Below are 24,960 nucleotides of genomic sequence, written 5' to 3'. Positions count from 1 at the left end.
AGAAAATCAAAAAGTAAAAATGTTTCTAACAGAATGTCCTAGAGATGCCATGCAGGGTTGGGGAGAATTTATCCCTACGAGCAAGAAAATAGATTATATCAACTCCCTGATGGAGGTTGGGTTTGATGTATTGGACTGTCTGAGTTTTGTTTCCCCGAAAGCAATTCCGCAGATGGCTGATTCCGATGAAGTGGCTGAAAATATTGATAAATCTTTATCCGGGACGAAAGTCTCTGCAATCATTGGAAATTACAGAGGAGCCGAAAAAGCATTAAAACATCAGTCTGTAGATATTTTAGGTTTCCCGTTCTCTATTTCGGAAACATTTCAGCACAGGAATACCAATAAAAATCAGGAAGAAGCTTTTGAAGAGATCATAAGAATGCTTGAGCTGGTTAAAAGTGAAGGAAAACAGCTGAATATCTATTTTTCTATGGCTTTCGGAAATCCATATGGAGAAATGTGGAAATGGGAAGATGTAGATTTCTGGGCGAAAAGATTTTCAGAAATAGGGATTAAAGATGTCCTGCTTTCTGATACTACAGGTGTTGCCACTCCTGAAACTATTGCTCTTTTATTCGAAAAAATTCCTTCCAAATACCCTGAAATCAATTTCGGAGGACATTTTCACAACCGTTACGAAGATTCATATTCAAAACTGAAAGCAGCTTACGATAAAGGCTGCAGAAGATTCGACAGTGCCATTAAAGGAATCGGCGGATGCCCTATGGCAAAAGATGATCTGGTAGGAAATATGCCTACAGAACAGGTAATTAATTTTATGAGCGTAGAGAAAGTAGAGCATAAGCTGAATCTGCTGAATTTTGAAAGTTCTTACAACAAAGCAAAAGATATCTTTCATTTTTAATAATTTAAGGACCACAGACTTTACAGATTACTAGATGTTTTTTTAATATAATCTGTGCAGTCGGTGAGATCTGTGAGAACAAAATAAAAAAACAGGAGCGGGCTTTAGTCCGCTTTCCTATATTGAAAACTTAGCCAAAAATTATCAAAAAAATAACCCCAAAACCAACAAAATGTCACCAATCATATCCCCATCTGAATTAAAAGAAGTTTTTCAAAATCCCAACCTTATCATCCTTGATGCCAGAGCAGGAAAAGATATATACCAAAACTATCTTGAGAAGCATATCAAAGGAGCCCGTTTTATAGATCTGGATAAAGATCTGGCTGAGATTGGAGAAAATGCTGCTTTCGGAGGAAGACACCCGCTTCCTGATATTAAACAATTTGCAGAAACACTTTCCAGATTTGGCATTTCTGAAGAGTCACATGTTGTTGTTTATGATGACAAGAATGGAGCGAATGCAGCAGCAAGAACATGGTGGATGCTAAAATCTTTCGGACTGCAAAATGTACAGGTTTTGAATGGTGGAATTCAAGCTGCTGAAAAAGAAAACATAGAATTTTCATCGGGTGAAGAAACCTTTGGAGAAACTTCAGTTATCAAAAAAGAAGGTTGGCTTCTTCCGGTTAAGAATCTGGAAGGTGTTGAAAATGAATTGATAAGCCATTGTTCAACAGTTGTTGACGTAAGAGATGCTTACCGCTATAGAGGGGAGTCTGAACCAATTGATCTGGTGGCCGGACACATTCCCGGGGCGATCAATATTCCTTTTTCAGAAAATCTTGACGAGAACGGAAATTTCCTGAAACCTGAAATTTTAAAAGAAAAATACACGGAGCTTTTAAAAGATCAACCTCAGCATCTGATTATCCATTGCGGATCTGGTGTTACGGCTTGCCATACTATTTTAGCATTAGATTATGCAGGTTTCCCAATCCCGGATCTGTATGTTGGCTCATGGAGTGAATGGAGCAGAAGAGAAGGAAAAGAGATTGCTAGAGAAATTTGATGAATATTTTAATAGGTTATTTTGTTGAATATTAGTGATTTAATAAAAAAAAATAAAGGCTGCCAAAATTGACAGCCTGATTTATTTTATTGGAAATTTTAAAGCATTCCCAATTCAAACTTAGCTTCTTCACTCATCATATCTTTATTCCAGCTTGGCTCGAAAGTAAGCTCTAAGTCTACGCTTTTCACTCCTTCTACATCGCCCACTTTGTCTTTTACTTCCTGCGGCAGGGTTTCTGCAACCGGGCAATTCGGGGTAGTAAGGGTCATAATAATTTTTACATCGCCATCTTCGGAGATCTGTACATCATATATGAGGCCTAATTCGTAAATATCTACCGGGATTTCCGGGTCGTATACGGATTTTAGAACCTTGATGATTTCCTCACCAATGTCAGCAATTTGATCGTCTGTAAATTTCATTTTTTAATCTAGATTGATATTCCTTTTCAACAAATCTTCCTGACGCATACGCCGGAAAACATTTGCCAAAGTTAAGACATCTTTTTCACAATAGTCAACAATTCGCTGCAAGTCTTTTTCTATGTAGTAGATTGATGAAACCATTGAGCCGTCTATATCATCTTTGGGAGTAGGAATTCCGAAGACATGAGCCAGTAATTCCAAAGAAACAAAACTTTTATAATCTCCGAATTTCCAAAGCTCCATGGTATCAATATGGGGAATTTCCCATGGCTTTTTTCCAAACATCTGAAAAGGAACTGGAGGCTGCATTCCATTGATGAGGTACCTTCTGGCAATCCAGGGAAAATCAAATTCCTTTCCATTGTGAGCGCAAAGGATTACATTATTCAGTCTGGGACTGTTAAAGATCTCCCCGAATTCCTGAAGCATTTTTTTCTCATCGTGGCCGGAAAAACTTTTAATCTTTAAAGTATCATTCTTTTCGACCATTCCGATGGTAATACAGATAATTTTTCCAAACTCGGCCATAATGCCGGCACGGTCGTAGAATTCTGCTGCAGTAACATCTTCTTTTCTCTGAAATTTTGTTTTCTTTTCCCAGAGTATCTGCTCAGTTTCCGGTAAAGCGTCCCAGGATTCTGCCCCGGGAACAGTCTCAATATCAAGGAATAAGATCTTTTCTAATGGAATGTGCTGTATCATATGTGTTTGTGTTTTATCCTATTGGCATTCCGTTTTTTACGGGAAGTGAAGGGGTCAAAAGAGTGACGTCTTTTTTATCTTCACCATAAACCCCCATCACAAGGCATTCGCTGAAGAAATTGGCGATTTGCTTTCTTGGGAAATTCACAACAGCCATTACCTGCTTTCCTATAAGCTCTTCTTTTTGATAAAGAGAAGTGATCTGTGCAGAAGATTTTTTAATGCCAAGGTCCCCGAAATCTATTTCAAGCTGATAAGAAGGATTTCTTGCTTTTTCAAAATCATCAACTGAGATTATCGTTCCACATCGTATGTCTATTTTTTCAAAATCCGTCCAGGATATTTCCGGTTTTATGTTCATGATAATGAATTGATTAAGTGTTCTACTTCTGCTTTTCCTGTTTCATACTTTTTCTGAAGCTCGGATCCTTCGCCCATTCTTCTGTAATATTCCAGAGCCTGACCTCCAAAGAATTTCTTATAATGATCCGTGAGTTCCGGGATCTGTGGAAAGACCTTGTGGAAAAGCATCTCATAATAAGCTTGAAATTCACGCTCGTTTTTATCTTCAATGACCTGTCCGGGAGCTTTCTGCCGTACATGGAGCATTTCATGGGCAACCATATTCAGGACAAGACCTAGATCAAAATCGAATAAGTTTTTTGGAATCATTACGGTCTGAGGTCCACCTAATATTCCTTCTGCTGTCAAAAGCATAGAGGTGGGAGACAACTCTTCCCGAAACCCGAAACCTGCAAAGTTTTCATGTTCCAGGTCGAAAGAATGGATTAAAAATCTGGCGGCATCCAGAATCTGGTCATGTTCTTTGTAAGCCTCCAGATGTAAATTGATCTGTTCTAAATTCATTCGGAATATGTTTTAAAACAAATGTATTAAAATATTGAAAATACTGGTAGTATTTTGGAGGGAAAGATTATGTAGTAGTGATGTATACTCACTTTTTAGGGATTTTAATGTTAAGCAAGATGTTAATATAATTCTTTGTTAGTCAATGAAGTGGTTTAATATACACTGCGTTGTGAAAAAAAATACAGAAATTATTTGGTTAAATAAGAAAAACTATTACTTTTGCAAAGTAAGGGGAAGTCAAACAATGAATTTATAACCTTCGTGGTACAAAAATACAGGCCTGAGACCCTGTCTTCCCTTTTTTTTAAAAACTAAAAACTAAATGATAACCAGAAAGAAGTTTCTTGCCCTAAGTTCTTTAGGGGCAGTTTCGTTGTTGTTTCCTACGTATTTATTTTCAAAGGATAAAAGTATACCAGTATCGGCTGATGTTAATACACTTTTAAAAAATGCGAAGGATCTGAGAAGCAAAGGGAAAAATAATGAGGCAAAACAGATCTATCAACAGATCATTCTTCAATATCCCAACGACATTCGGGGTTACGACGGGATGAGGAAAGCTATACTGTCTCAGAAAAAAAAGGAATGGGAAGTGATTCTTATGTTTAAGGCTGCCCTGGCTTTGAATCCGGATAGCGCTGAACTGAAGCAACGTCTGTACAAAGAGTACCTTAATGCTGCTTTGGGTAATAAAAGGATAAAAAATACCATAAATTTTAACGGACGGCTTTTAGCTGATGTAAAACAGAAATATGAAAACCTTGCTCAGAATCAGCCTGGGAATAAAAGCCTGAACAAGCAGTATTCAAAGATCTGCAGATTATTGGACTATAATGCAGATTCCCAGAAAGCTAACAAAAATTCAGCGCTGAAAAAATACAGAAAAACATCCTTAAAAAACTATAAAAAAAGGTTTGATACTATTACTACCGCCCAGCTGGAAACAAAATTGGCATCATTGGAGGCCAAACCAAAATCTAATGACAGGAAACAGCATATAAGGGAAATCAACCATCTTATAGTTAAAAGATACCGGAAGGATAAAAATAATACAGCAGCTTTAAACAGAGCCCTTTCATATTATAACAACTTTGATAAGGCAGATCCTCTGTTTTTAAAATATATCAGAGATCTTGCAAAACTTCAGAAAAACCATAGCGTACTGATTTCTGTCGAGACTCAAAATCATGCAAGCAAAAAATCTTTCTGGTCTGCTTTGGCATTGCTGGATGCATACATAAGAAAAGCAGAACAGACAAGCACTTCAGTGCCTGCTGATGCTTCTCAGACTATACTGTTTCTTGAGGCCAATGCATTTACCCCACAGATGATTTTCGAGGTTACTACAAGAAAAATTAAAATGGATCTTCTGGCCGGACGTAATGAAAATGCAAAGAATAGAATACTGGAACAGTGCCAGAATATGTTCGGGATTGTAAATCCGCATTATATTGACAGAATAAATGTACTGACAGCTGTTTACTACAAAAAGACAAATAATGCCGGCGGAGCTAAAAAAATAGTTGATATAGCTATACATCCGGATTCTTTTGTACAGGACACAGATCCAATAATTAAATCATTGGCACATATGAATCTTAAAAGATCAATGTCCAAACCTATCCATATCCAAAATTTAAACAAGCTATTACAAAAAATATGAAGTTAAAATACTTTTTGATTTCATTTTTTCTTTTTCTTTTCAACATTGTTTCTTCTCAGCTTATGATTACAGAAGTGTATTTCAATACGCCTTTTAATGAGAAATTATGGTTCAGCAAAAAGGAAAATGGAGTTGCAACAGGGGAATTCCTGGAGGCTTACAAGCATCACAGAGGAGAATTTATTGAGATTTACAACTACAGTGATAAAGATATTTATCTTAATAACTGGTATATACAAGACTATATAGGGACATTCAGACTGCCTCATGATAAGCTAATCAAATCAGGGCAATTTATGGTGATCGCTTACAGTACAATTCATACACAGCCCCCATATTTAACAGAGTTCCCAGCTCTTTTTCCGACTACTGCAGGGAAAGAAAGCCAGATTATTTTACAGGACCAGATCATTCTGAGAAATAAGCATGAGAATGTGAAACTGATGTATTCTTTTAACGGATTTTCCGCCGTTAATAAAAGTGAGGTAAGATGGGAATACAGAGCAGAGCCGCCTACCAATTTTGTATCGAATGTATGGATGCATCCAAATGAATTCTATGCGGTAAATTCAATACAATATAATCCGGATCCCAATTTCAACAATACCCAGAATAATGACGGGGATACCTATAATAACTACAAAGCCACTCCAAACCCGTTAGATGCTACTTATAAACCGGCTATCCAAAGCTATGAATCTTTAGTAATGAATGATTTTCAGGATAATTATGCTTACCTGGACTGGACAGACAACGTAACGGACCTGGTGGATAAGACATGCCCGATTAATATTGAGACGGTATCGCAACCGGCTGATACATCGGATACAGATGCCGGCCATAACTGTTTTTCCTATGATGAGGCTGGAAATATGGTCTTTTCGGCAGACTGTAGTGGTAAATCGGCACCTCTATCCAAGATGTCCTCAGGATATAGTGCTGATGAGCTTGAAGCAATTAAAAACAGCATTATCATCTCTCCCAATCCTACAAAAGCCTCAGATTCCTATAATGTAAATATTACATGGTCCGGACCTGCGCTTGATAAGATTAACAATATTCAGATATTTAATTCTTCAGCAACTACAGTATACGGGTTTTCCCCAGGAGCTGGGGTAAATACAACGAGCTTTAATCTTCAGAACCAGCTTCCGGGATCATTCGTTGCCAATTTTACATTAAGTACCGGACAGGTAATATCTAAGAACATTTTAAAGTGGTAAAATGAAAAAACACAATTTATCCTACATCATATTTTTTTTATTATTTATTTCGGGGCTGAAATCTCAGGAAACACAGCAGATCCCTTTAGAATATAATACTTCCGGTTATTCTGAAAGTAACGGAACACCATTACAGAAAACGGTGAATGATCCTCTGATACCCACCATCAGTGCTGAAATGTCCGTAGCAGAATCGGGGGCATTAACCTATACGCTGCCTATAGAAATACATAAGGGAGTTAACGATTTTCAGCCTAATATAGCACTTGCATACAACAGCCAGAGCGGAAACGGAATGGCAGGCTGGGGATGGAATATCGTGGGGCTTTCTTCCATTTCAATAGGAGGAAAAAACAAAGAAATTGAAGGGATTACAAAAGGTCCGCAGTATGATAATACAGATCCGTATTATCTGGATGGGCAGCGGCTGATTAAGATAGATGCCAGTACTTTTGTTACAGAGAAATATTCCAAAATCAAGATCACAAAACCTTCTTCCGGGGAATTTCAGTTTATTATCCAATATACAGATGGTAAAATAGCAAAGTATAAGGAGCTTACACCGGGACAATTTTATATTTCAGTATTCCAGGATGCTTTTAATAATACTATAAATTATACCTATCAGGTAGAAAATTACGTTGCCAAAATAACCAAGATATCCTATGGCAGTACGGGCAGTGCTGATCCCTTCAGTATCAATTTTGAATATAAACTGCGCAAGGCACAGACAGAGGCATACCGTAATGGTGTAAAATTCATCAATAAATACATCCTGTCAAATATTTACAGCAGTTCCACAGCTGACGGAATCTTCAGAAAATATACTTTAACCCATGATTTTATCAACAGTAATACGAATGAAAGAATACGCCGTATAGATGTTGAAAACAAAGCAGGATTGAAGCTGAAGCCCCTGGATTTTGATTATAATCTGGGAGTTACGACAGGTACTGTTGAAAAAGCCTCAAAAAGTATCGCAGGGTTTCCGCAGGAAACAAAAGAACTTGGTGATATTGTGGCGGGAGATTTCTACGGGAATGGTGAATTATCTACCTGCTATATTGCAAAAGGGGTTGACGGAAGTTTTTCTCTGATCAATTCATCTTACGGAAAAGTACAGATCCCGGTTGAACCCGGTTCAAAATTAATTGTTGGAAAAACACTTACCTCCGATAATAAAATAAGTGAAAGAGATCAGCTGATCATAGCAAACACAGGCCTTTTTGCCACTCTGAAAGTCGTTGACCTGCTGACGATGAATACCAGAACCATGAGTACAGGTTTTCAGGCTAACGGAACATGGAACTGGAATATCATTACAGGCGAAATGACGCTTGATCTTTCAAAGAGCAGTGACAATTATGTGTCTGGAGATTTCAATAATGATGGGCTGCTTGATCTAATTCATTTTGTTCCCCGGGGTACTTATAATCCTGCTGAAGTAAGATTAACGGAAGTCGGAAAAGAACTTGGAGCCGGTACAACAACTGAGGTATTGGAACTTCCTGATGCTATGTATTTTTCTTTTGATCAGGTTTATCAGATTGAGATGGATGGCGATGGGATCCCTGAACTCCTATTTATAGATGCGGATAAATATTCGGTATATAAAGTAGATTATCTGGAAAAGAAGCTGGTTCCTATGGCCAATCTTCAAAAAATTACTTTGCCGGATTTTGTCAATAATATTTATACAAAACGCTTTACGCCGCTTATATTCGGAGATTTCAACGGGGATGGACTGACGGATTTCATGACGCCTAAGAAGATCTATTATATTGATAAGGATAATTCTGCAGGTGATGTAGCAAAAAGAATGGAAACCGAGTCGCAGATGTGGTGGCAGTATATAAGTACCGGAACCAGCTTTATTGCAACATCAAAAGACTATACGGCACAAAAACTTTCCTATATTGTTCCTTCCCAGAGAAGCTATTTCAGGGCAGGAGGTTCATTCTGGAAACAGCTTTGGTCCGGGCCGGATGTGGAATATGATTATACAGAATATGGAGCGACTACTATTATTCCTACTGATTTTAATAATGACGGTAAAACAGACCTTATCTCATTCAGTAAATTCGGAAAGGTAAAATACAGTGATACGCAAAAGCTTAGCCTGGCGGAGGTTCAGAATCTGGATGTGCGATATTTTGATCCAACATCCGGAAATGCACCGTGGTTTATGAAAGATGCTCTTTATACCAATAAAATATACTTTCATGAAAACGTTGCGGGTGTTACTGCCAATACGGATTTCACAACATTGAATACAGTATTACCGCTTAATACGGATATGATTTCTCCGTTTTCTGTTCCTTTGCAGTATACTAATTTCAATTATCTCAATACCTATAAATCCAAGCTGGTTATCTCAGATCCTTACACAAAAAGAGACATTTCATTTACCATTAATAATGACAGGTTTACGGAACAGCTTATTAAAAAGGTATCCAATGGTTCGGATGTTGATCAGCAGGTTGATTATAAGCCGATGATGGCTGACGTCAATAATAATCTGGAAAGATGCTATACTCAAAATGTAAGCATATGGGAATATAAATACCCTTATTATGTACATAAAAATAACGGAACGAGCTATCTTGTCAATAAAATACACACGCTGTTTGATGGAAAGGCATTAACAAAGGAATACAGATATGAAAATGCCGTTCAGCATTTATGGGGTAAAGGATTCTTAGGATTCCAGAAGACTTTTGCCAGTGATGCTTATGAATCTGAACTGAAAAACGGTAAATACATCAATAAGAATCCTACAAAAGCTGTTTTCTGGACTATCACAACCAGAGATGCATCAATTGATAACGCTGTTCTGAGAACAACTTACGGCGGAATTAATAAATATATTACAGATAATCATGCTACGAATGCAAAGTTTGACAGAGGAAACCATCAGTATCTTATTTTAACCACGGATGAAGTCAATAAAGACAATCTGAGAAAAATAACGATTACAAAAAAGTACGACTACGATGAAGCTGATGATCTGAAACTGAAAAAAGCCTCCACAGACTATAACGGAATAGGATCGTCTGTATCAAATTACATATATAAACCTGAATTTTTTAATGGTGATCACTATTTCTATGGTAAAATAGCTTCTGTAGAAAATATTGCCTACAAAGGCGGCTTGTCTTTCACTGAAAAAAACGAGTCAGATTATTACCCGAATGGAAATGCTTCTGAAACCAGAAAATTTGGCAATCAGGCAGGATCACTACCTATTACGGTATCTTATACTTATGATAATTTTGGTAACGTAAAAACCGAAACCTCATCCACGCAGGGAATAACTCCTCAGACAATTGCTTATGAATATGATTCCACAAACCGTTATGTAAATAAAACAACGACACCGGATGGATTAATTTCCACAGCTGTGGTTAATGGTTTAGGACGCACAACATCAGAGATATCATCACTAGGACTAAATACTGCATATAACTACGATGAGTGGGGAAATATAATTGAAATAACAGATTTTCTGGGCAAAAAAACTACAATTTCAAAATCTGTGGCCGACCCTTCTACCGGAGGAGTCTATAACCTTCACAAAAAGAGAGAAGGATCTGCAGAAACCATTGCAACATTTGATAAATTCGATAGAGAAATACAAATGAAAACACAGTCTGTCAATGGAAAATGGATTGTAACTAAAACAGGCTATGACATCTTTGGAAAGAAAATAAAATCCTCCGAACCTCTTTTTGATGGCGAAACTCCAAAATGGAATACCATAGAATATGATGAGATGAACCGCCCGGTAAAAAACATTGCATTCACCGGAAAAGTAATCACTACCTGCTATGAAGGAATGAAAGTAACTGTTGAGGACGGTTACAAAAAAACTTCTAAAACCCTGGATGCTATGGGACACACCATAAAACAGCAGGATCATGGAGGTGTAATTACATATTCATATTATCCTAACGGTATCCTTAAAGAATCGAACTATGAAGGAATAAAAACGTCTTTCGAAATAGACGGATGGGGCAATAAAACAAAAATGACTGATCCTTCTGCCGGAGTATTTACCTATGAATACGATAATTTAAGCAGAATTACCAAAGAAACGAACCCGAAAGGTTATATACTCTATACTTATGACGCTCTGGGAAGACCTCTTACTGAGAAGACATACGGAAATACACCTGCTGAGAATACCAATATTGAAACATCATATACGTATAACGGGCAAACGAAGCTTCCGGAAACAATAACGGGAATAAGTAATGGTAATACATTCACTTATACAACCTATTATGATCAGTATTACCGTATAAAAGGGAAAAAGGAAGAAACTCCTGACTTTACCTACACATCTTCTACTACATTTGACAGTTATGGAAGGGCAGATATTGTTACCATGTCCACAGTAGTTTTAGGTTATACCTCGGACTCTTCTATAAAAAATGTATACGATAGCAATGGCATCCTCGTTCAGCAGAATAACAATGATACCGGAAGTATGGTATGGCATCTTTCAGATATTAATGCGAGAGGTCAGAATACCCAGATGGAATACGGGAATGGATACACAATCACCAGCCAGTACAACCAGAGCGATCTTTCTCTTCAGAATCTTAAACACCAAAATACAAGTAACGGAACAGTTGCCTTGGACATAGACTACAACTATGATGTAAACAAAGGAGTATTAAACTGGAGAAGAAATAACACTTTTAATAAGAAGGAAGATTTTACCTATGATAAGCTTAACAGACTTCTTTCAGAAGCGGTTAATGGAGTGGTGACCAATCAGTATACTTATGACAAAAGAGGTAGAATCACCTCCAATACGGAATTGGGTAAATATAATTATAATGAAACCGATTATAAACTTAAAGGAATTGACTTCAATGCCAATGGGCAGAATGTAAGTACAAACAGAGGTTTTGCAGCAATAACTTACAACGCCTTTAAATCTCCTTTAACGATAAAGCTTGCCGGAAAAGAAGATCTTACTTTTGAATATAATATCCTGAAGACAAGATATTCCATGACTTCTGCAGTTTCGGGAAAACGTAAATACTATTCCTCAGATTTTGCTGTAGAAATTACCAAACGTATGGGTAAAGGTGGCGGTACAATAGAGATCGTTACTTATTTAAATGGTAGTCCTTATACGGCAAACTACATAAAAAAGGATTATATAAAAGTAGCATCGTCACTGCATGAATCCAATAATTATTACCTGCACCGTGATAATCAGGGAAGTATCCTGGCTATTACCAAAGCAGATGGTTCCGTTGTAGAAAAACGTTTCTTTGATGCATGGGGTAACCTGAAAAGTTTAGTGAACGAAAGCGGACAGGTAGTTACAGATGCTCAGCAACTGGCATCCGGAAATATATTCCTAGACAGAGGATATACCGGACACGAACACCTTTGGAAAGCCGGGCTTATTAATATGAATGCCCGTTTATATGATCCGGTTCTCAGAAAATTCCTGAGCCCTGATAATGTAGTGGCAGATCCGTTCAATACACAGTCTTATGACCGTTTTTCATATGTACTTAATAATCCTCTCCTTTATATAGATATAGATGGGAATGAACCGATAACTATTGGATTTGGTCTTGCTATAGCCATAGCCGCTGCCATAGGCATTACTACTAAAATTATCATCAATGCTATAAACGGATTGCCGGTATGGTATGGCTTAGGTAAAGCAGCTGTAACGAGTGCCGTAATGGGAGCTGTGAGTTTTGGAATAGGTTCGGTGGCCACCAGTGCAGCCGTAGGCTTCATAGGAAAAGCAGCCTTACAGGCGGGGATGCATGCCATGAGCGGAGGTATAATGTCTACGCTTGAAAGTGGAAACTTTGGATCAGGATTTTTATCAGGCGCAGTTTCATCTCTTATTTCCAGCGGTATACAGGCATTGGGAACTAATTTTACCGGAAACGGAGCTATGCAGGATGCCAACCGTAATTATATCTCTATGAACAGTTTTGGAAGAAGCGATTTAATGAAAGCGGTAATGGTTGCTGCGGGAGGTATTTCCGGAGGAATATCTTCTACTATTGCAGGAGGTAACTTTTGGCAGGGATTCAGACAGGGAATCATTACATCAGGATTGAACCATGTTGCACATATGACGACTGATTATTTAAATCAGAGAGAAACCCGACAAGCTATGTTGCAGACAATAAAAGAACAATATCCACGCTTTTATAAAGTGCTGTCTCAATTAAAAAGCTTTTTAGAAGCTAATCCTAAAGTTTTATCTACTTTGTCTGAAGACTCAGGGTTGAGCAAGGTTGAGATTCTTACAATGATGGATATTAAAAGCCCTGAGGGACAAATAATCAAACTGGGCCAAATGAAAGATTTTGGAAGATCCTTACATCCGAAAAGCTACATAAATGCAGATTTGGTAAAAGTATTTGAAGGATTGCAAACTCCGGAATTTATACAAGGTACTTCATTCTTATTGGCAATCACAGTATTGCATGAGTTTGTTCACTGGGGGAGAGTTGAGTGGGGTAATAAGCCAGGCCATTCAGGAGGATTGCCAAGTGATGCCCCGACTAATAAATGGAGATTAACTGATTATGGAGATTACTGGGAAAAAAGGACTTTTGGAGAAATATCGGGAGTTAATCAAGAAACAATTAATAGGTCTTACCAATATAATTGGAAGTTTTAAAATAATATGTATTACAATGATAAAATATCTTAAATCAAAAGCTTATCTTATTATTCTGGTTGTGTTATTGAGTTCCTGTCATACAGAGAAAAAAATGTCGGAAACCATTGGGAGCAATATCATAAATCAGAATCTGCCGGTTATTTTAGACTCTATAGATAAATATTATGCTTTTTCAGATAAAATTTTATCAAATAAAGAAAAAAGAATTGATATTATAGAGGTTGAAGACTCTGTCACTTATGATCAGTTTGTTCTTGAGGAATGTAATCTTTGTTTTAATGAAGTTAAAAAAGATGGTACTAACCTTGACCGGAAGAATTTTACAGAATTTAAAATCAAAGATCTTTCGGCTCATAAAATTGATAGATATAATCTGGAATTGATAAAACCTAAAAAGGGATTTTATGACAGAAAAACAATTGAAATAGGTTTCTCAAATTTTTATATCAACAGAAAAGGAGATCAATGTTTTTTTACTGTCGAAAAAAGACCAGCTAATTCAAAAGGAACCACAGTAGAAATTTATTTCTTTGAAAAGGTAAATGGTAACTGGAAATTTAAAACCAGGCATAAATTAATGAACGGTTAAAATTAATTTATACATTTTTTGCAGTTTATGAAATCTAAAAAAGAGCCGGGCACTAGTGCCCGGCTCTTTACTTAGGATAAAAAATTGGTTAAGGATGCTCGTTTCTGGCTCTTATCACAAGATTGACAAGGTCAGAACCGCCACTTGCAAAATTATCGCTCGGATTATGGGCACTTTGTGTGGCAACTGCGTAAGGAGCACCATCCCAGTATCCCCAGAACGGGCCGCCACTTTGTCCGGGCCAGATATCTGCTTTGTGAGTCATACTTTCATTATCATCAGCACTCCAGAAATCTCCGTCTAAGGCAATTCCTGTCTGATAAGTAGGTCTTTGAGTTCCTGTTAAATCTGCCGGATAACCAGCATGGGTCCAGTAAGCTCCGCCATCCCACGAATCAGAGTACGATTTTGAACCCAGCCATCCTGTACTGTTTCCAATAGGTCTGTCAAGGACAATGACCACATAATCATATTGAATTTCAGTAGAATCGATAGTAGGTCCCGCTACTTTGTATTTATAATAAGTTAATGTTCCCCAGGCACTTCCATAAGGGGCACTTCCATTATAATACATAGGAGTGAATTTTAACCAGCCTGTGGTGTTATTAGGCTGCCAGTCTACAATATGAGCACAGGTAAGGAGATGTCTCGGACCGATCATTACTCCGCTTCCTGAACCCAGTGCGCTTTCCACTCTTCCTACGCATCGCCACGGATAGGCAGTAGAGTTATATACTTTTCTCTGATCGGGACCGAATATAGTTTTTACCCCTTCTGCGGTTAAAAAAGATTCTCTGTCGATAAATTTGGGTTTACGGTCTTTTTTTGCTTCCAGTTTAGGCTGGTACTCGAAGTCTGAATAGGTAGGATAAAAGTGATCCGTTTCAAGAACTTTTCCCTCTGCTGCCTTTTCACTGGCAGGCATTCCTATTGATTTCATTCCTTTAGGAAAAGACCGTCCGTTAATGGTTTCCATGGCTGGTCCCTGGTTAGTTAGTTTTTCGGCATTTGCCGGTTTTTCAGTTGATTTTGCTTTAACGGTTTTAAGTCTTGATACTTCGTCCACCGTCATTGGTTGATTATTTTCAGTTTTTGACATGGTTATTTAGTTTTTGTCAGTTTTTCCTACTCTTTGGATGGCTTTTCGGATTCCGCCAGTGGTTTTTATGAGAATATTTTTTGAGAAAATTCTGATGTGATACTTTCTGTCTGGTTAATTTGTGCTGCTCCCATAGCTGCTAATGCTATAGCAATCTGTTTATCAAGCGTTTTTCTGATGATATTACCATTGGTAGCCCTTAATATTTTACAGAAATGATAAGTGAAATAGCCTCTTATCTGGCCGCTCATATTACCTTCCATTGATACCTGATTGTCTTTGGATGCTGCCCATAATGTATGATTCATACCAGCAACGGGTACTAACGCTTTGGTCATGGAAGTTGTTTTTTTAGAGCTTTTGGATGACTGCATTTCGCTGGCATAGGTCATATAAAATTCATCCTCAAGCATAGGCGGAATGAAGCGGGGAGCTTCGTACGAGAGTTCTAAATCCAGTCCCAGATCCATTTTTCTGGTTCCCGTTCCGGAATGGCAGCAATCAAAGATAACCTCCAGGTTAACGCCCGGTTTCAGCTTACTGAGCACAACTTTGAAATCATCATCACGGATCACTCCGGCGCCAGCATAATCATGTGGGCAGATAGCTTCGTCCAGACCGTCTATTTCCAGATCTGTTCCGATATTGGCCACTCTGGTACCATGTCCGGAATAATAGAAGACAAGAGAATCTCCTTTTACACTGCTGTTGACCAAAGATTTCAGGTAATTTAATATATTGGCTCTCGTGGCATTCTGATTGGTCAGAATTTTAATCTTTGCAGGGCTAAAACCACAGATTACCAAAGTATTGGCCATATCTCTGGCATCATTTACACAGCCGTTTAAGTCCGGTCCTCCTGATCCTATAGGTGCGTAGTCATTGATTCCTACTACTAATGCTTTTTTCATTTTTATTAGTTTTAAATTTCCCTACTCTGTTTTGGCTTTTCGGGTTCGGCCTTCATGGGTTAGTTTTACAAGACAAAATTCCAACATTCAATAAGACAAAACCAGAGGGAAAGGCCTAATTCTGTGGTAGGAAAAACACCTTTTTTCATGGAGGAAAAATTGGGATGATTATTTTTTTACGCAAAGTTTTATTTGGGGAGTGTTTGGCTTTGATGAGAGCAAAGAATGTAGCTGAGCCACTGATGAAGCATAACGAATAGATAAAAAACAATCGGGCAGATTTGAAAAATCTGCCCGATTGATGACGAGGCTATTAAAATGTTGATTTACAGTGTTTTGTGCATAATGTAAAGGGTCAGCATAAATCGTGTTTTAAAGCAAAAAGAACAAGACCGACTCTGTTTTTTATTTCCAGCTTCGTAAAAACGGAATCTCTGTAGCCGTCAATGGTCTTTGGACTGAGGAACATTTTATCAGCTATCTCTTTGTAGGTAAGTTCACTGCATGCCCATTTTATAAATTCTTTTTCCCTGTCCTTCAATTCAGAAAGCAGGGAAGCATTTTTGATATCTTCTGATTTTACCTTTAATAACTTCTGAGCAACAAAATCTGTATAAAAGCTGCCTTTATCAAATACAGTGTCAATCGCCTGGAATAGGATAGAAGGCTGCATATCTTTAAGAAGATAACCTTTTGCTCCGGCTTTCAGCATTTGGATGAGTACTTTTTCATCATCTTCCATAGTCAGCGCAATTACTTTTATATCAGGATGATGGTCAGTGAGCCATTCTGTGGTTTCTATACCATTTTTATAAGGCATATTGATATCCATCAGTACTACAGCGGGTAATTCTGATGCTTTTTCTATTGCGGCTATAAAATCCTCTCCGTTGGGATAATTCATAATGACACTGTACTGAGGGTTTTCCATGATCATGTTTTCCAGTGCTTTAGACATCAGGGTATGATCATCAACGATAGCTATGGGAATTGTTTTCATGTTATGTGTTTGTAATAGGTTATTGAAGTTTGTGTTCCTTTTTCAAGCTCTGACTGGATAGAGAATTCTGCATGGATCAGTTTTGCCCTCAGTTCCATATTCTTCAATCCGGAACCGTCCTGTATTTTGGCTGTATTAAACCCTTTTCCATTATCAGAAATATGAATACACAGAGTTTCCTGATCGTCCTCCAGCCGTATGGATACATTTTTGGCCCTGGAATGCTTTAAGATATTATTGATACTTTCCTGAATAATCCGGAAAAGGATCAGGCCATGTTTAGGCGAAATATCAATATCCTGTTTCTGGGTAATGAATTCTATCTTTAATAGCTTTAATTTCTGTATTCTTTTTACCTCTCTTTCTATGGATTCCGTCAGCCCGAAATGAATAATTTGCTCAGTAATCAATGTTTTAGATAAATTTCTGATATCCTGGATACATTCTCCCAACAATTCACTCAGCTCGTTAAGCTCTTCTTTCTCCGTGTTTTTCAGTTTAGAAATAAGTTGGTTTTGTCTCAAACGGACCACAGAGAGCTTCTGGCCTACATCATCATGCAATTCCTGACCAATATAATTCAGTGTTTGCTCCTTGATCTCGACCTGTGAAGTGGCCAGTTCTTTTTCAAACCGCATGTCTTTTTCTTTTTGTTCAATCAGAAGAGAGGTTTTCTTTTTAATAAAGACCACATAGATGAAGATCATCATCAAAACAACAATGAGTAAGGTAATGGTAAAGGTAATAACCAAATTATTTTCTTCCATACTTATCTAAGTTTATCATTTTTCGTTCCGAGCAATCCCCAAATAAGTATTCCATTACTGATAAGATTCAGCATAAATAAAATGAAAAAATAAATATGCTGTGAAACTGAAGTCCTGAAGTAAAGGATAGGAATACTTCCAATAAAAAGAATCAATAAAGAAACTGAGATCCAAAAAGGCAGATAATTGTTGAGTTCCAGTATTTTATCCGAATTAAAGGTCTGGTATAAAAATAAAATAATGGAAAACAGTAACAGAAGGATATCTACATATAGCATATTAAAGGAAAAATGATGCAGGAGATCATCTTCTATACAAAACATCACAGTAATATTGACAACAAAAAGAATCAACAGCACGGACTGTATTTTTTTAAGAACAGGCCAATAGAGTAACTGAAAATAGTATAGCAGATACATAAAAAATACAATCATTAAGAAGCCAATCACATAAAATGTTTCGGTAGACCGGTTGGTAGACCTGAAATAGAAATAGCAAAAAATATCGATAAGAGAAAGTAATATATATCCTGCAATAAAAAACAGATTCTCTTTCCCTATTTTCCTGTATTTGATGATCATTAGAGCCATCACCAAAAAGGATATCACTATAGATATCTGTTTCCCTATTTCTATGTTCCAGTTCATGGCTTTATTTTTTACGGCATATCAGCTGTGGACACTTTAGGTGGGGGTGCCAAGTTGGTCATATTCAGAACTGCCATATCCGTTACATTTTTATTTTCGTCTGAGGAGGATGTGACTGTTCTGGACCTTACATTGGTGCTGTCTTCTTTCAGATTCTGGGCAGTTGGTACCAGGAATATGGTTTGATAGCCTGCATATTCAGGCTTTGCCATTTTGTTTTTAGGATGATTCATCGGGTATTTTCCCATATAAATCCTGATTCCCGGATTTTTCAGGTGCTGTTTTCTGGCTGTTTCCTTTACGTAGTTAATGTATCCTTCCATATCTTCTAAAGAAAACCAGTACCAGCGTGAATCCGGCTCTCCGTTTCTGTATTTGGTAAGAATTGCATTGTTTGTTCTGGAATATTCATTATACAGTATCCTGCCTTCACTGTAGCTGATGAGTTTCTTTTTATAACTGTCACTTACAGGTTCCTTAGGCGGTTCGGAGCAGCGTGTGCAGCTTAACATGCAAAAACTTAAAATAAGTACGGCAAAAAGCGGACTTATCGCATTTAATAAAAAAGGAGTTTTCATTTTTTATGGTTTTTAATTTTATAAAACAAAATTAGGTAACTGCTTAACTCTAAAAAAGGGGGAAAACACTGTTTTTACAAGTAATAAATTTACGATAATTTGTTTTGAATTTCAAGGAGATATGAATTTATTGATCATGTTCTTACAGATTTAGGAACGGAAGTGCTGATAATTACAGATCTACCAGACAAAAAGCTGACATAAAATCAATTGCTTTTTGTTGCGACGAGTTTTGGCGTGATGGCAATTTACATTTGCAACAATCAATAAAACATTATATTATGATTTACACAGAAGATTTTTTTACATCAGGCAATTCATATCCCAATGATGATTTGGTGCAGCTTGTAGATAGTTTTACAAATGAAAATGTGAACTATAAACTGACAACGACATGGCATGACGGATCGGTAATAGATGATACAAAGACAGACGGCGTTGTGTACAGGAAAAAGGATAGTTCTTTTTATAAAAGAATTTATGATGAAAAAATTAATGTATTATGGTTTGGATTAAATAATGCCGGAGCAGCAGACAATATTCCGCTTGTCAATAAATTGAAAGTATTTGTTGAGAAACGGAAGGGTAACTGTACTTTATATTTTCCAGAAGGGCAGTATAAATTTTCTGACCAGCTGAAATTTTCAAACGTTGCTAATTTCTCACTTACCGGCTCTTCAAAACAGTATTTATTTTTCAAAGGAGATAAAGTGAATGCATCCTGTGTCCTGGATTTTGATGAATCTGATAATGACGGTTTAGTGATCGAAACATTTACCGGTTTGTCTATCGCTGATTTGTTCATTTCATATAACCAGGAAAACAAACAAAATCCTGGTGGAGCAGCTTTAAAAATTACCAAAGGACATATTTTTGAAATCGAAGGACTGGCTATAGATGCCTATGCAGCTCAGAGCTTACCGGTGGTAGGTATGGAAATAGGTGGCAATACGATGGAAACGTGCTGTTTTTCAGGAAGTATTTCAGATTGCAAAATTGCTGGTAATGACGGTTATGGGCTGTGGCTAAGAAATGCAAATACTTCCATTAATGTTACCTCGGTATATTGTTTACATACTCCTATAGTAGTGGATGGAACAGTTTATTCTACACTTTCTAACTGCGCTGTAGACGGAGGAACAATTGGATATCATATTACAGGATCTACTTCCTTTAATTCAACGAACTTGTCTTTTATTAGCTGTGGAGCCGAAAGCCAAATGAAAACAGCATTTTTGATTGATGATTTTTCACAAAATATTACTTTCTTAAACCCTTATACAGCCAATCCTAATACAATGGCAGATGCTAATGTGGGTGGATTAATGACCATTTGGGCCCATACTATGGATGGCTATAATTTTGTGAAAAACATTACTGTTATTTCCCCCACATCCCATCATAATAATGGTGAATTTGATGTTATGGTTTTTGGCAATATTGATAATGTTCAATTTCAAAATACCAATAAAAAAATTATGGAGAAAGGGTTTGGAGGGCCCGCTGTGGAAAGATTGGAGATAACAGGGGATTATGCTGAAAGAAATTTTACATTCACTTATGAAAACTGTCTTAATTTTGACCAGGCTACCTTCAATACCTCATTTTACAGAAACAATGACAGGATATACTTCAGGATAAAAGTGACTCCCGAAATCGGATCTGATATTCAGGCGATTACAATGGATAGTACAATAAAGTTACCTTTTAAAGGTAATGGAAAAGCAACCTTATCCAATCATATTTTTGATAAAGGGTCCTGCTTGATTAATGATGGAACAATTTATCTTTTAAACAGTGATTTAACAGATATGCCGATTTATATTGATGGCTTTGTTATGTTTAATGATAAAAAGATTTTAGGAACTGATTGGCCTTGGTCTTAAAATAATAAATCAAAGTTAAATAAATATAAAAGCCTGTCTCATTTCTGAGACAGGTTTCTTTGTAGACATAATATATTCTTTAAAATTAAAAAAAAGGCAAAATTTTTAGCAAGTCAACTAATAACTAAACATTTAGTTTAAAAGAAGATTTTTTAAAATTCATTTTCAATACGTCAAGTTCTGTCGCTTCCGGCTCTGATATTTGCTTCAGAAAACAAACACAGATGAAAATCGATATTAAAAACCGGGGTGGATATCCTTTAGCGGACACCACCTTAAAAAATAAAGCTAAAATGGGAAGTCATAAGAAAATGACTTACGAACTATCATTAATTCATACGAACCATCAAAATCACAAAAATGAACAACATTGAAAACAATGCTGCTGAATTACCAGCAGAAAATACACCAACACAGACACTTTTCAGATTTGTAAGCTTAAGAAGCCCACAGCTGTCTGATGAAAATGAGCAGGATAAAAGATTTATTCTGGCTCCCCAACAATTAAAAGAGGATGACACTTTTTATAGACCGGTAGTAGCTGCCTCTGGTTCAAAACATAGAAAGCTTCTTGAATGCGCAGCTTCTTTCGCAAATAATCCCAAATGTATTTCTTCGGGTCCTAATAGTACTTATAGTCTTGAAAGTTTTAAAAGAACTTATTCTAAAGACGCACAATTTGCTGCCTGGTTGATAAGAAATAGAGAGGCTTGTACTTATGAAGAATTTGAATCTGAAAAAACTAGAATATATGGAGGAGAATTTGACCCATTGACTCCCACACCGGATTCTATAGATCTTTGGAATAATCTGATCTATCAGATAGCCGTTCAAAAAGATTTTTACATCAAAGAAATAGTAATGCAAATACTCTTGGTACAGCATGTATATTCTGCGACTAATGAAGAAGAACTAAAACTTTTATTAAATGCTAAAGTTGTACTTCCTAAAGAATTAATGCTGGACGAAACAGCTGCTTCGGGATCTCAAATGTTTGCTAAAGCTGAAGTAAATGAATTTAAAGAAACCCGTCCTACTGAAGAAATGATAAAGCAGCAGCTTGTTTCTGTGGGGAAAGTAAAGCTTGAAAAATATGAAAATCTTACAAAGAATCTCTCTCTTTTAGAGAAACAATACAGGAATGAATATCAGAAAGAATACGACATTAAGTATGAAGAGCATCAGGTAAGAATAGCACCAATTATTGAGCAGTATGATAAAGATGTAGCTGAAAACAGAGAAAAATTCTGTCCAACGAGAGCTCCTGGTATGCCTTATGATCCGAAAGATCCTTGTCAGCAGATTCCAAAAGTACCAGATCCTGTGTTACCGAAATTTGAAGTTGGATTTCGGCCTGAAATTGAAGCGGAATATCTGACAACAGTATTAAAACCTGAAAATCTGGACACCTTAATGGATATTTTAGGGTATGAATTTCAAAACGACCCATCTAATAATGAACGTGTAGCAGCAGGGCCTGCTGATCTTTATCAATTGTTGGAAGGAAGAAATACGTTTTCGGAGATCACCTCCCTGGTTCAGGAATCAATCGAAAAAACCAATAGAATTATTGCAGAAAATACGGAAACCAACATTGAAGGCTATACAAGTATCGGAGGAGTAATTGTTCCCATGGCAAAAGCGGCGGCTGTACCATTTACATATCAGCTGTGCCCAAAAGACCTATATAGATTTTATGGACTTGATATGTCTTTAAGCGTTCCGGATTCCTCATGGGATATCTCTGGAGTTTACTATGAATTGGTTAGTAGTGTTGTATCACCTATAACAGGAAGTAGCTTTGTAAAATCCAGAAACGGAAATACTATTTATTTAAATAATCTTTTAGGACAGGGAGCTGAATTCTCAGCATTCGAAGGAGCATCCTTTTATATTGAACTGTATTTTTCAAATGGACAGATCGCTAAATTTAAAACACCTGGAATTACTGTAAAAAACTGTATTTCATCCAGATTTGAACTTGAGGCTGGAGAAACTGAAAATCCTCCTGTTGTTATTGATGAAGAGCAGAATTTTATTCCTTCAGGGTTCGGATTCAAACAGATCGGAATTGCGGATTATTTAAAAGTTGAGCAAAGTACCCATGCTTATGTAGAGGGTGAGGTGGCTCATATTGAGAATATCATGGCAAGAGAATACCGTGAGAAGTCTACAAGAAAACTGAGAAGAAGTGAAAATACAACAACTTCATCCTCAGATACTGAAAGAGAACAGCTTTCTGATACTACCACAGCGAACCGTTTTGAAATGCAGTCTGAAGTTTCCAAAATGCTGCAGGAATCTAATGACTTTGCAGGATTTGCTAATGCCAATTATAAGGGCCCTGGTGGATTGTTTTCATTGAATGTTGGAGCAAACTATGCAAACCACCGTTCAAGAGATGAAAGTACGAGACAGGCTGTGACACAGGCTCAGGATATTACAGCAAGAGCAATGGATAGAATCGTAACAAAAGTTCATGAAGAAAGAGTCGAAAAAATTATTGATGAGTTCGAGGAAAACAATTCTCATGGATTTGATAATAGAAAAGGTGATAAAAATGTAGTAGGTGTTTACCGATGGGTAGATAAGCTGATGAAAAACCAGATTTATAACTATGGCAAACGTATGATGTTTGAATTCATGGTTCCTGAGCCGGCTAAACTTCATTTATTAGGAATGACTTCCCAGAAAAACCCTGAACAGATTAATTTGGTTAAGCCGGAAGATCCAAGAACCTCATCAGTGATACAGCTAAAAAACTATAGTGATCTTGCGACAGAATCTGTTCTGAAATATTGGGTCTCAAGATATAATGTGGAAGTGCCTGAAAAGCCGGCAGAAACTTACAGCATAGGAAAAGCATTAAGCGGACAGTTTGCGGATGAGCATAGTGCAATCCAGAATGTAGCTGTTAAAGATGAAATTCAGATTCCTGACAATTATGTAGCTGTAGGTTGCAGAGCCGGATATAGTGCGGCAGGAGACAGTAGTGAATCTGCAATGTGCATTATGATAGGAGATCAGGATTTTTTCCATCATGGTTTTTGGTCTCAGTTAAAATTTTATCCTAGAAAAAGCTTTGATAAGCCATATTCTAAATCAGTTCCTATTTCTGCTACTTTTTATGAGATATTTTCGGGAACCGCCAACTGTGTTGTAGATCTTCAACTAACGCAGGAAGCTAAAGACGCATGGTATCAGAAAGTATTTAAAGCAATCATGGATGCTTACGAAGAAGCACTGGTAGAATACAATAATAAGCTTACAGAAGAAAAGAACAAAGCCGTAGAAATCAAAGGCTCAAACCCAATGTTCTACCGTCAGATTGAAAATACAATTTTGCGTAAAAACTGTATTTCTTACATGTCAGACAGAGCAGTTGGATCCACACACGGATATGGTTTGGAAGGGTTGACCAGTGGTTCTTCTTTCAGTAATTATGAAACAGTTTTAAGTAGCAATCTGGATAAGTATACAGCATTTGTAAAGTTTATGGAACAGGCTTTTGAATGGGAAAACCTTTCTTATAATTTATATCCTTATTACTGGGGCAATAAGCAGAATTGGCTGGGTCTTTATCAGTCTGAAGATACTGATCCTTTATTCAGGTCCTTTATGCAAAGTGGTATGGCCAGAGTGATAGTGACGGTACGCCCTGGATTTGAAGAAGTTGTGCAGTTTTACCTTGCGACCGGAAAGATCTGGAATGGTGGGGAAGTTCCTGTAATCGGAGATGAACTTTATTTGTCAATTGCTGATGAAATGAAAGAACCAAAAGGTTTAAAGCAAGGAAAAGCGTGGATTACAAGGCTTCCTACCTCACTGAATATTCTTCAGGCAGAAAGTATAGGATTAAAAGTAAAACATGCACTGCCTTTCAGTACAGAAAATCCGGAAGATTTTGAAATACCGTCTGAAGTAATTACAGAGGATAAATTCAATTTTGAACACAATACGAATCTTTTGGGTGTTCAGGAACCTGGAACTTCTTCTGAGAATGTAATTTCCGGAGACTGGGCTGGACAAATTAATTAATTA

General features: G+C 37.0%; 18 protein-coding genes. 8 read left to right on the top strand and 10 right to left on the bottom strand.

Translation table 11 applies throughout. The features are described from left to right. Positions 1-19 precede the first annotated feature (19 nt). On the top strand, positions 20-868 hold the full coding sequence (locus ACQWU4_RS09945; RefSeq protein WP_429935609.1) for a hydroxymethylglutaryl-CoA lyase: 849 nt from the start codon (positions 20-22) through the stop codon (positions 866-868). A 172-nt stretch (positions 869-1,040) separates the two neighbouring features. Beyond that, positions 1,041-1,880, top strand: coding sequence for a sulfurtransferase (locus tag ACQWU4_RS09940; RefSeq protein WP_429935608.1), 840 nt, complete (start codon positions 1,041-1,043; stop codon positions 1,878-1,880). Positions 1,881-1,978: 98 nt separating this feature from the next. Here the strand turns inward: ACQWU4_RS09940 and ACQWU4_RS09935 are convergent, their stop codons facing one another. From ACQWU4_RS09935 to ACQWU4_RS09920, 4 genes are read right to left on the bottom strand one after another with little or no spacing between them, the layout of a single operon-like run. After that, positions 1,979-2,305 (bottom strand): SUF system Fe-S cluster assembly protein, encoded by a 327-nt coding sequence (locus ACQWU4_RS09935; protein WP_048505128.1) that lies wholly within the window; start codon positions 2,303-2,305, stop codon positions 1,979-1,981. Between the two features lie 3 nt (positions 2,306-2,308). Beyond that, complete coding sequence (locus ACQWU4_RS09930) at positions 2,309-3,010, bottom strand: 3'-5' exonuclease (protein ID WP_429935607.1); 702 nt, start codon at positions 3,008-3,010, stop codon at positions 2,309-2,311. A 13-nt stretch (positions 3,011-3,023) separates the two neighbouring features. Then, positions 3,024-3,371 (bottom strand): tRNA-binding protein, encoded by a 348-nt coding sequence (locus ACQWU4_RS09925; RefSeq protein WP_429935606.1) that lies wholly within the window; start codon positions 3,369-3,371, stop codon positions 3,024-3,026. Continuing rightward, entirely contained in the window at positions 3,368-3,877 is a 510-nt protein-coding gene (locus ACQWU4_RS09920; RefSeq protein ID WP_429935605.1) for a hypothetical protein, read from the bottom strand. Before ACQWU4_RS09920 ends, ACQWU4_RS09925 begins: the two co-directional genes overlap by 4 nt. 325 nt (positions 3,878-4,202) lie before the next feature. On the opposite strand from ACQWU4_RS09920, the gene ACQWU4_RS09915 reads away from it, so the two are divergent. From ACQWU4_RS09915 to ACQWU4_RS09900, 4 genes are all read left to right on the top strand, one after another. Further along, entirely contained in the window at positions 4,203-5,543 is a 1,341-nt protein-coding gene (locus ACQWU4_RS09915; RefSeq protein WP_429935604.1) for a tetratricopeptide repeat protein, read from the top strand. Further along, positions 5,540-6,766 carry a lamin tail domain-containing protein gene (locus ACQWU4_RS09910; RefSeq protein ID WP_429935603.1) on the top strand — a complete coding sequence of 409 codons (1,227 nt, stop codon included), beginning with the start codon at positions 5,540-5,542 and terminating at the stop codon, positions 6,764-6,766. The genes ACQWU4_RS09915 and ACQWU4_RS09910 overlap by 4 nt, the downstream gene beginning before the upstream one ends. 1 nt (position 6,767) lies before the next feature. Continuing rightward, on the top strand, positions 6,768-13,439 hold the full coding sequence (locus ACQWU4_RS09905) for an RHS repeat-associated core domain-containing protein (RefSeq protein ID WP_429935602.1): 6,672 nt from the start codon (positions 6,768-6,770) through the stop codon (positions 13,437-13,439). Between the two features lie 94 nt (positions 13,440-13,533). Further along, complete coding sequence (locus ACQWU4_RS09900) at positions 13,534-14,031, top strand: hypothetical protein (RefSeq protein ID WP_429935601.1); 498 nt, start codon at positions 13,534-13,536, stop codon at positions 14,029-14,031. 88 nt (positions 14,032-14,119) lie between these two features. Here ACQWU4_RS09900 and ACQWU4_RS09895 read toward each other — a convergent pair whose 3' ends face one another. From ACQWU4_RS09895 to ACQWU4_RS09870, 6 genes are all read right to left on the bottom strand, one after another. After that, positions 14,120-15,130 carry a trypsin-like serine peptidase gene (locus ACQWU4_RS09895; RefSeq protein WP_429935600.1) on the bottom strand — a complete coding sequence of 337 codons (1,011 nt, stop codon included), beginning with the start codon at positions 15,128-15,130 and terminating at the stop codon, positions 14,120-14,122. A gap of 65 nt (positions 15,131-15,195) precedes the next feature. Further along, positions 15,196-16,041, bottom strand: a complete 846-nt coding sequence (locus ACQWU4_RS09890) for a caspase family protein (protein ID WP_429935599.1) — start codon at positions 16,039-16,041, stop codon at positions 15,196-15,198. A 355-nt stretch (positions 16,042-16,396) separates the two neighbouring features. Next, entirely contained in the window at positions 16,397-17,041 is a 645-nt protein-coding gene (locus ACQWU4_RS09885) for a response regulator transcription factor (protein WP_429935598.1), read from the bottom strand. Further along, positions 17,038-17,808, bottom strand: a complete 771-nt coding sequence (locus ACQWU4_RS09880) for a sensor histidine kinase (RefSeq protein ID WP_429935597.1) — start codon at positions 17,806-17,808, stop codon at positions 17,038-17,040. Before ACQWU4_RS09880 ends, ACQWU4_RS09885 begins: the two co-directional genes overlap by 4 nt. Before the next feature lie 2 nt (positions 17,809-17,810). After that, entirely contained in the window at positions 17,811-18,455 is a 645-nt protein-coding gene (locus ACQWU4_RS09875) for a hypothetical protein (RefSeq protein ID WP_429935596.1), read from the bottom strand. Between the two features lie 11 nt (positions 18,456-18,466). After that, positions 18,467-19,033 (bottom strand): hypothetical protein, encoded by a 567-nt coding sequence (locus tag ACQWU4_RS09870; RefSeq protein WP_429935595.1) that lies wholly within the window; start codon positions 19,031-19,033, stop codon positions 18,467-18,469. 281 nt (positions 19,034-19,314) lie between these two features. On the opposite strand from ACQWU4_RS09870, the gene ACQWU4_RS09865 reads away from it, so the two are divergent. Further along, positions 19,315-20,919, top strand: coding sequence for a hypothetical protein (locus ACQWU4_RS09865; protein ID WP_429935594.1), 1,605 nt, complete (start codon positions 19,315-19,317; stop codon positions 20,917-20,919). A 360-nt stretch (positions 20,920-21,279) separates the two neighbouring features. Next, positions 21,280-24,957: a hypothetical protein gene (locus tag ACQWU4_RS09860; RefSeq protein ID WP_429935593.1), complete on the top strand. Its 3,678-nt coding sequence runs from the start codon at positions 21,280-21,282 to the stop codon at positions 24,955-24,957. Positions 24,958-24,960: the final 3 nt, after the last annotated feature.

Source organism: Chryseobacterium sp. MIQD13, assembly GCF_050496705.1.
Taxonomy (GTDB): Bacteria; Bacteroidota; Bacteroidia; order Flavobacteriales; family Weeksellaceae; genus Chryseobacterium.
Note: the sequence above shows the minus strand (reverse complement) of the source record. Positions and strands in the feature narration are given on the sequence as shown.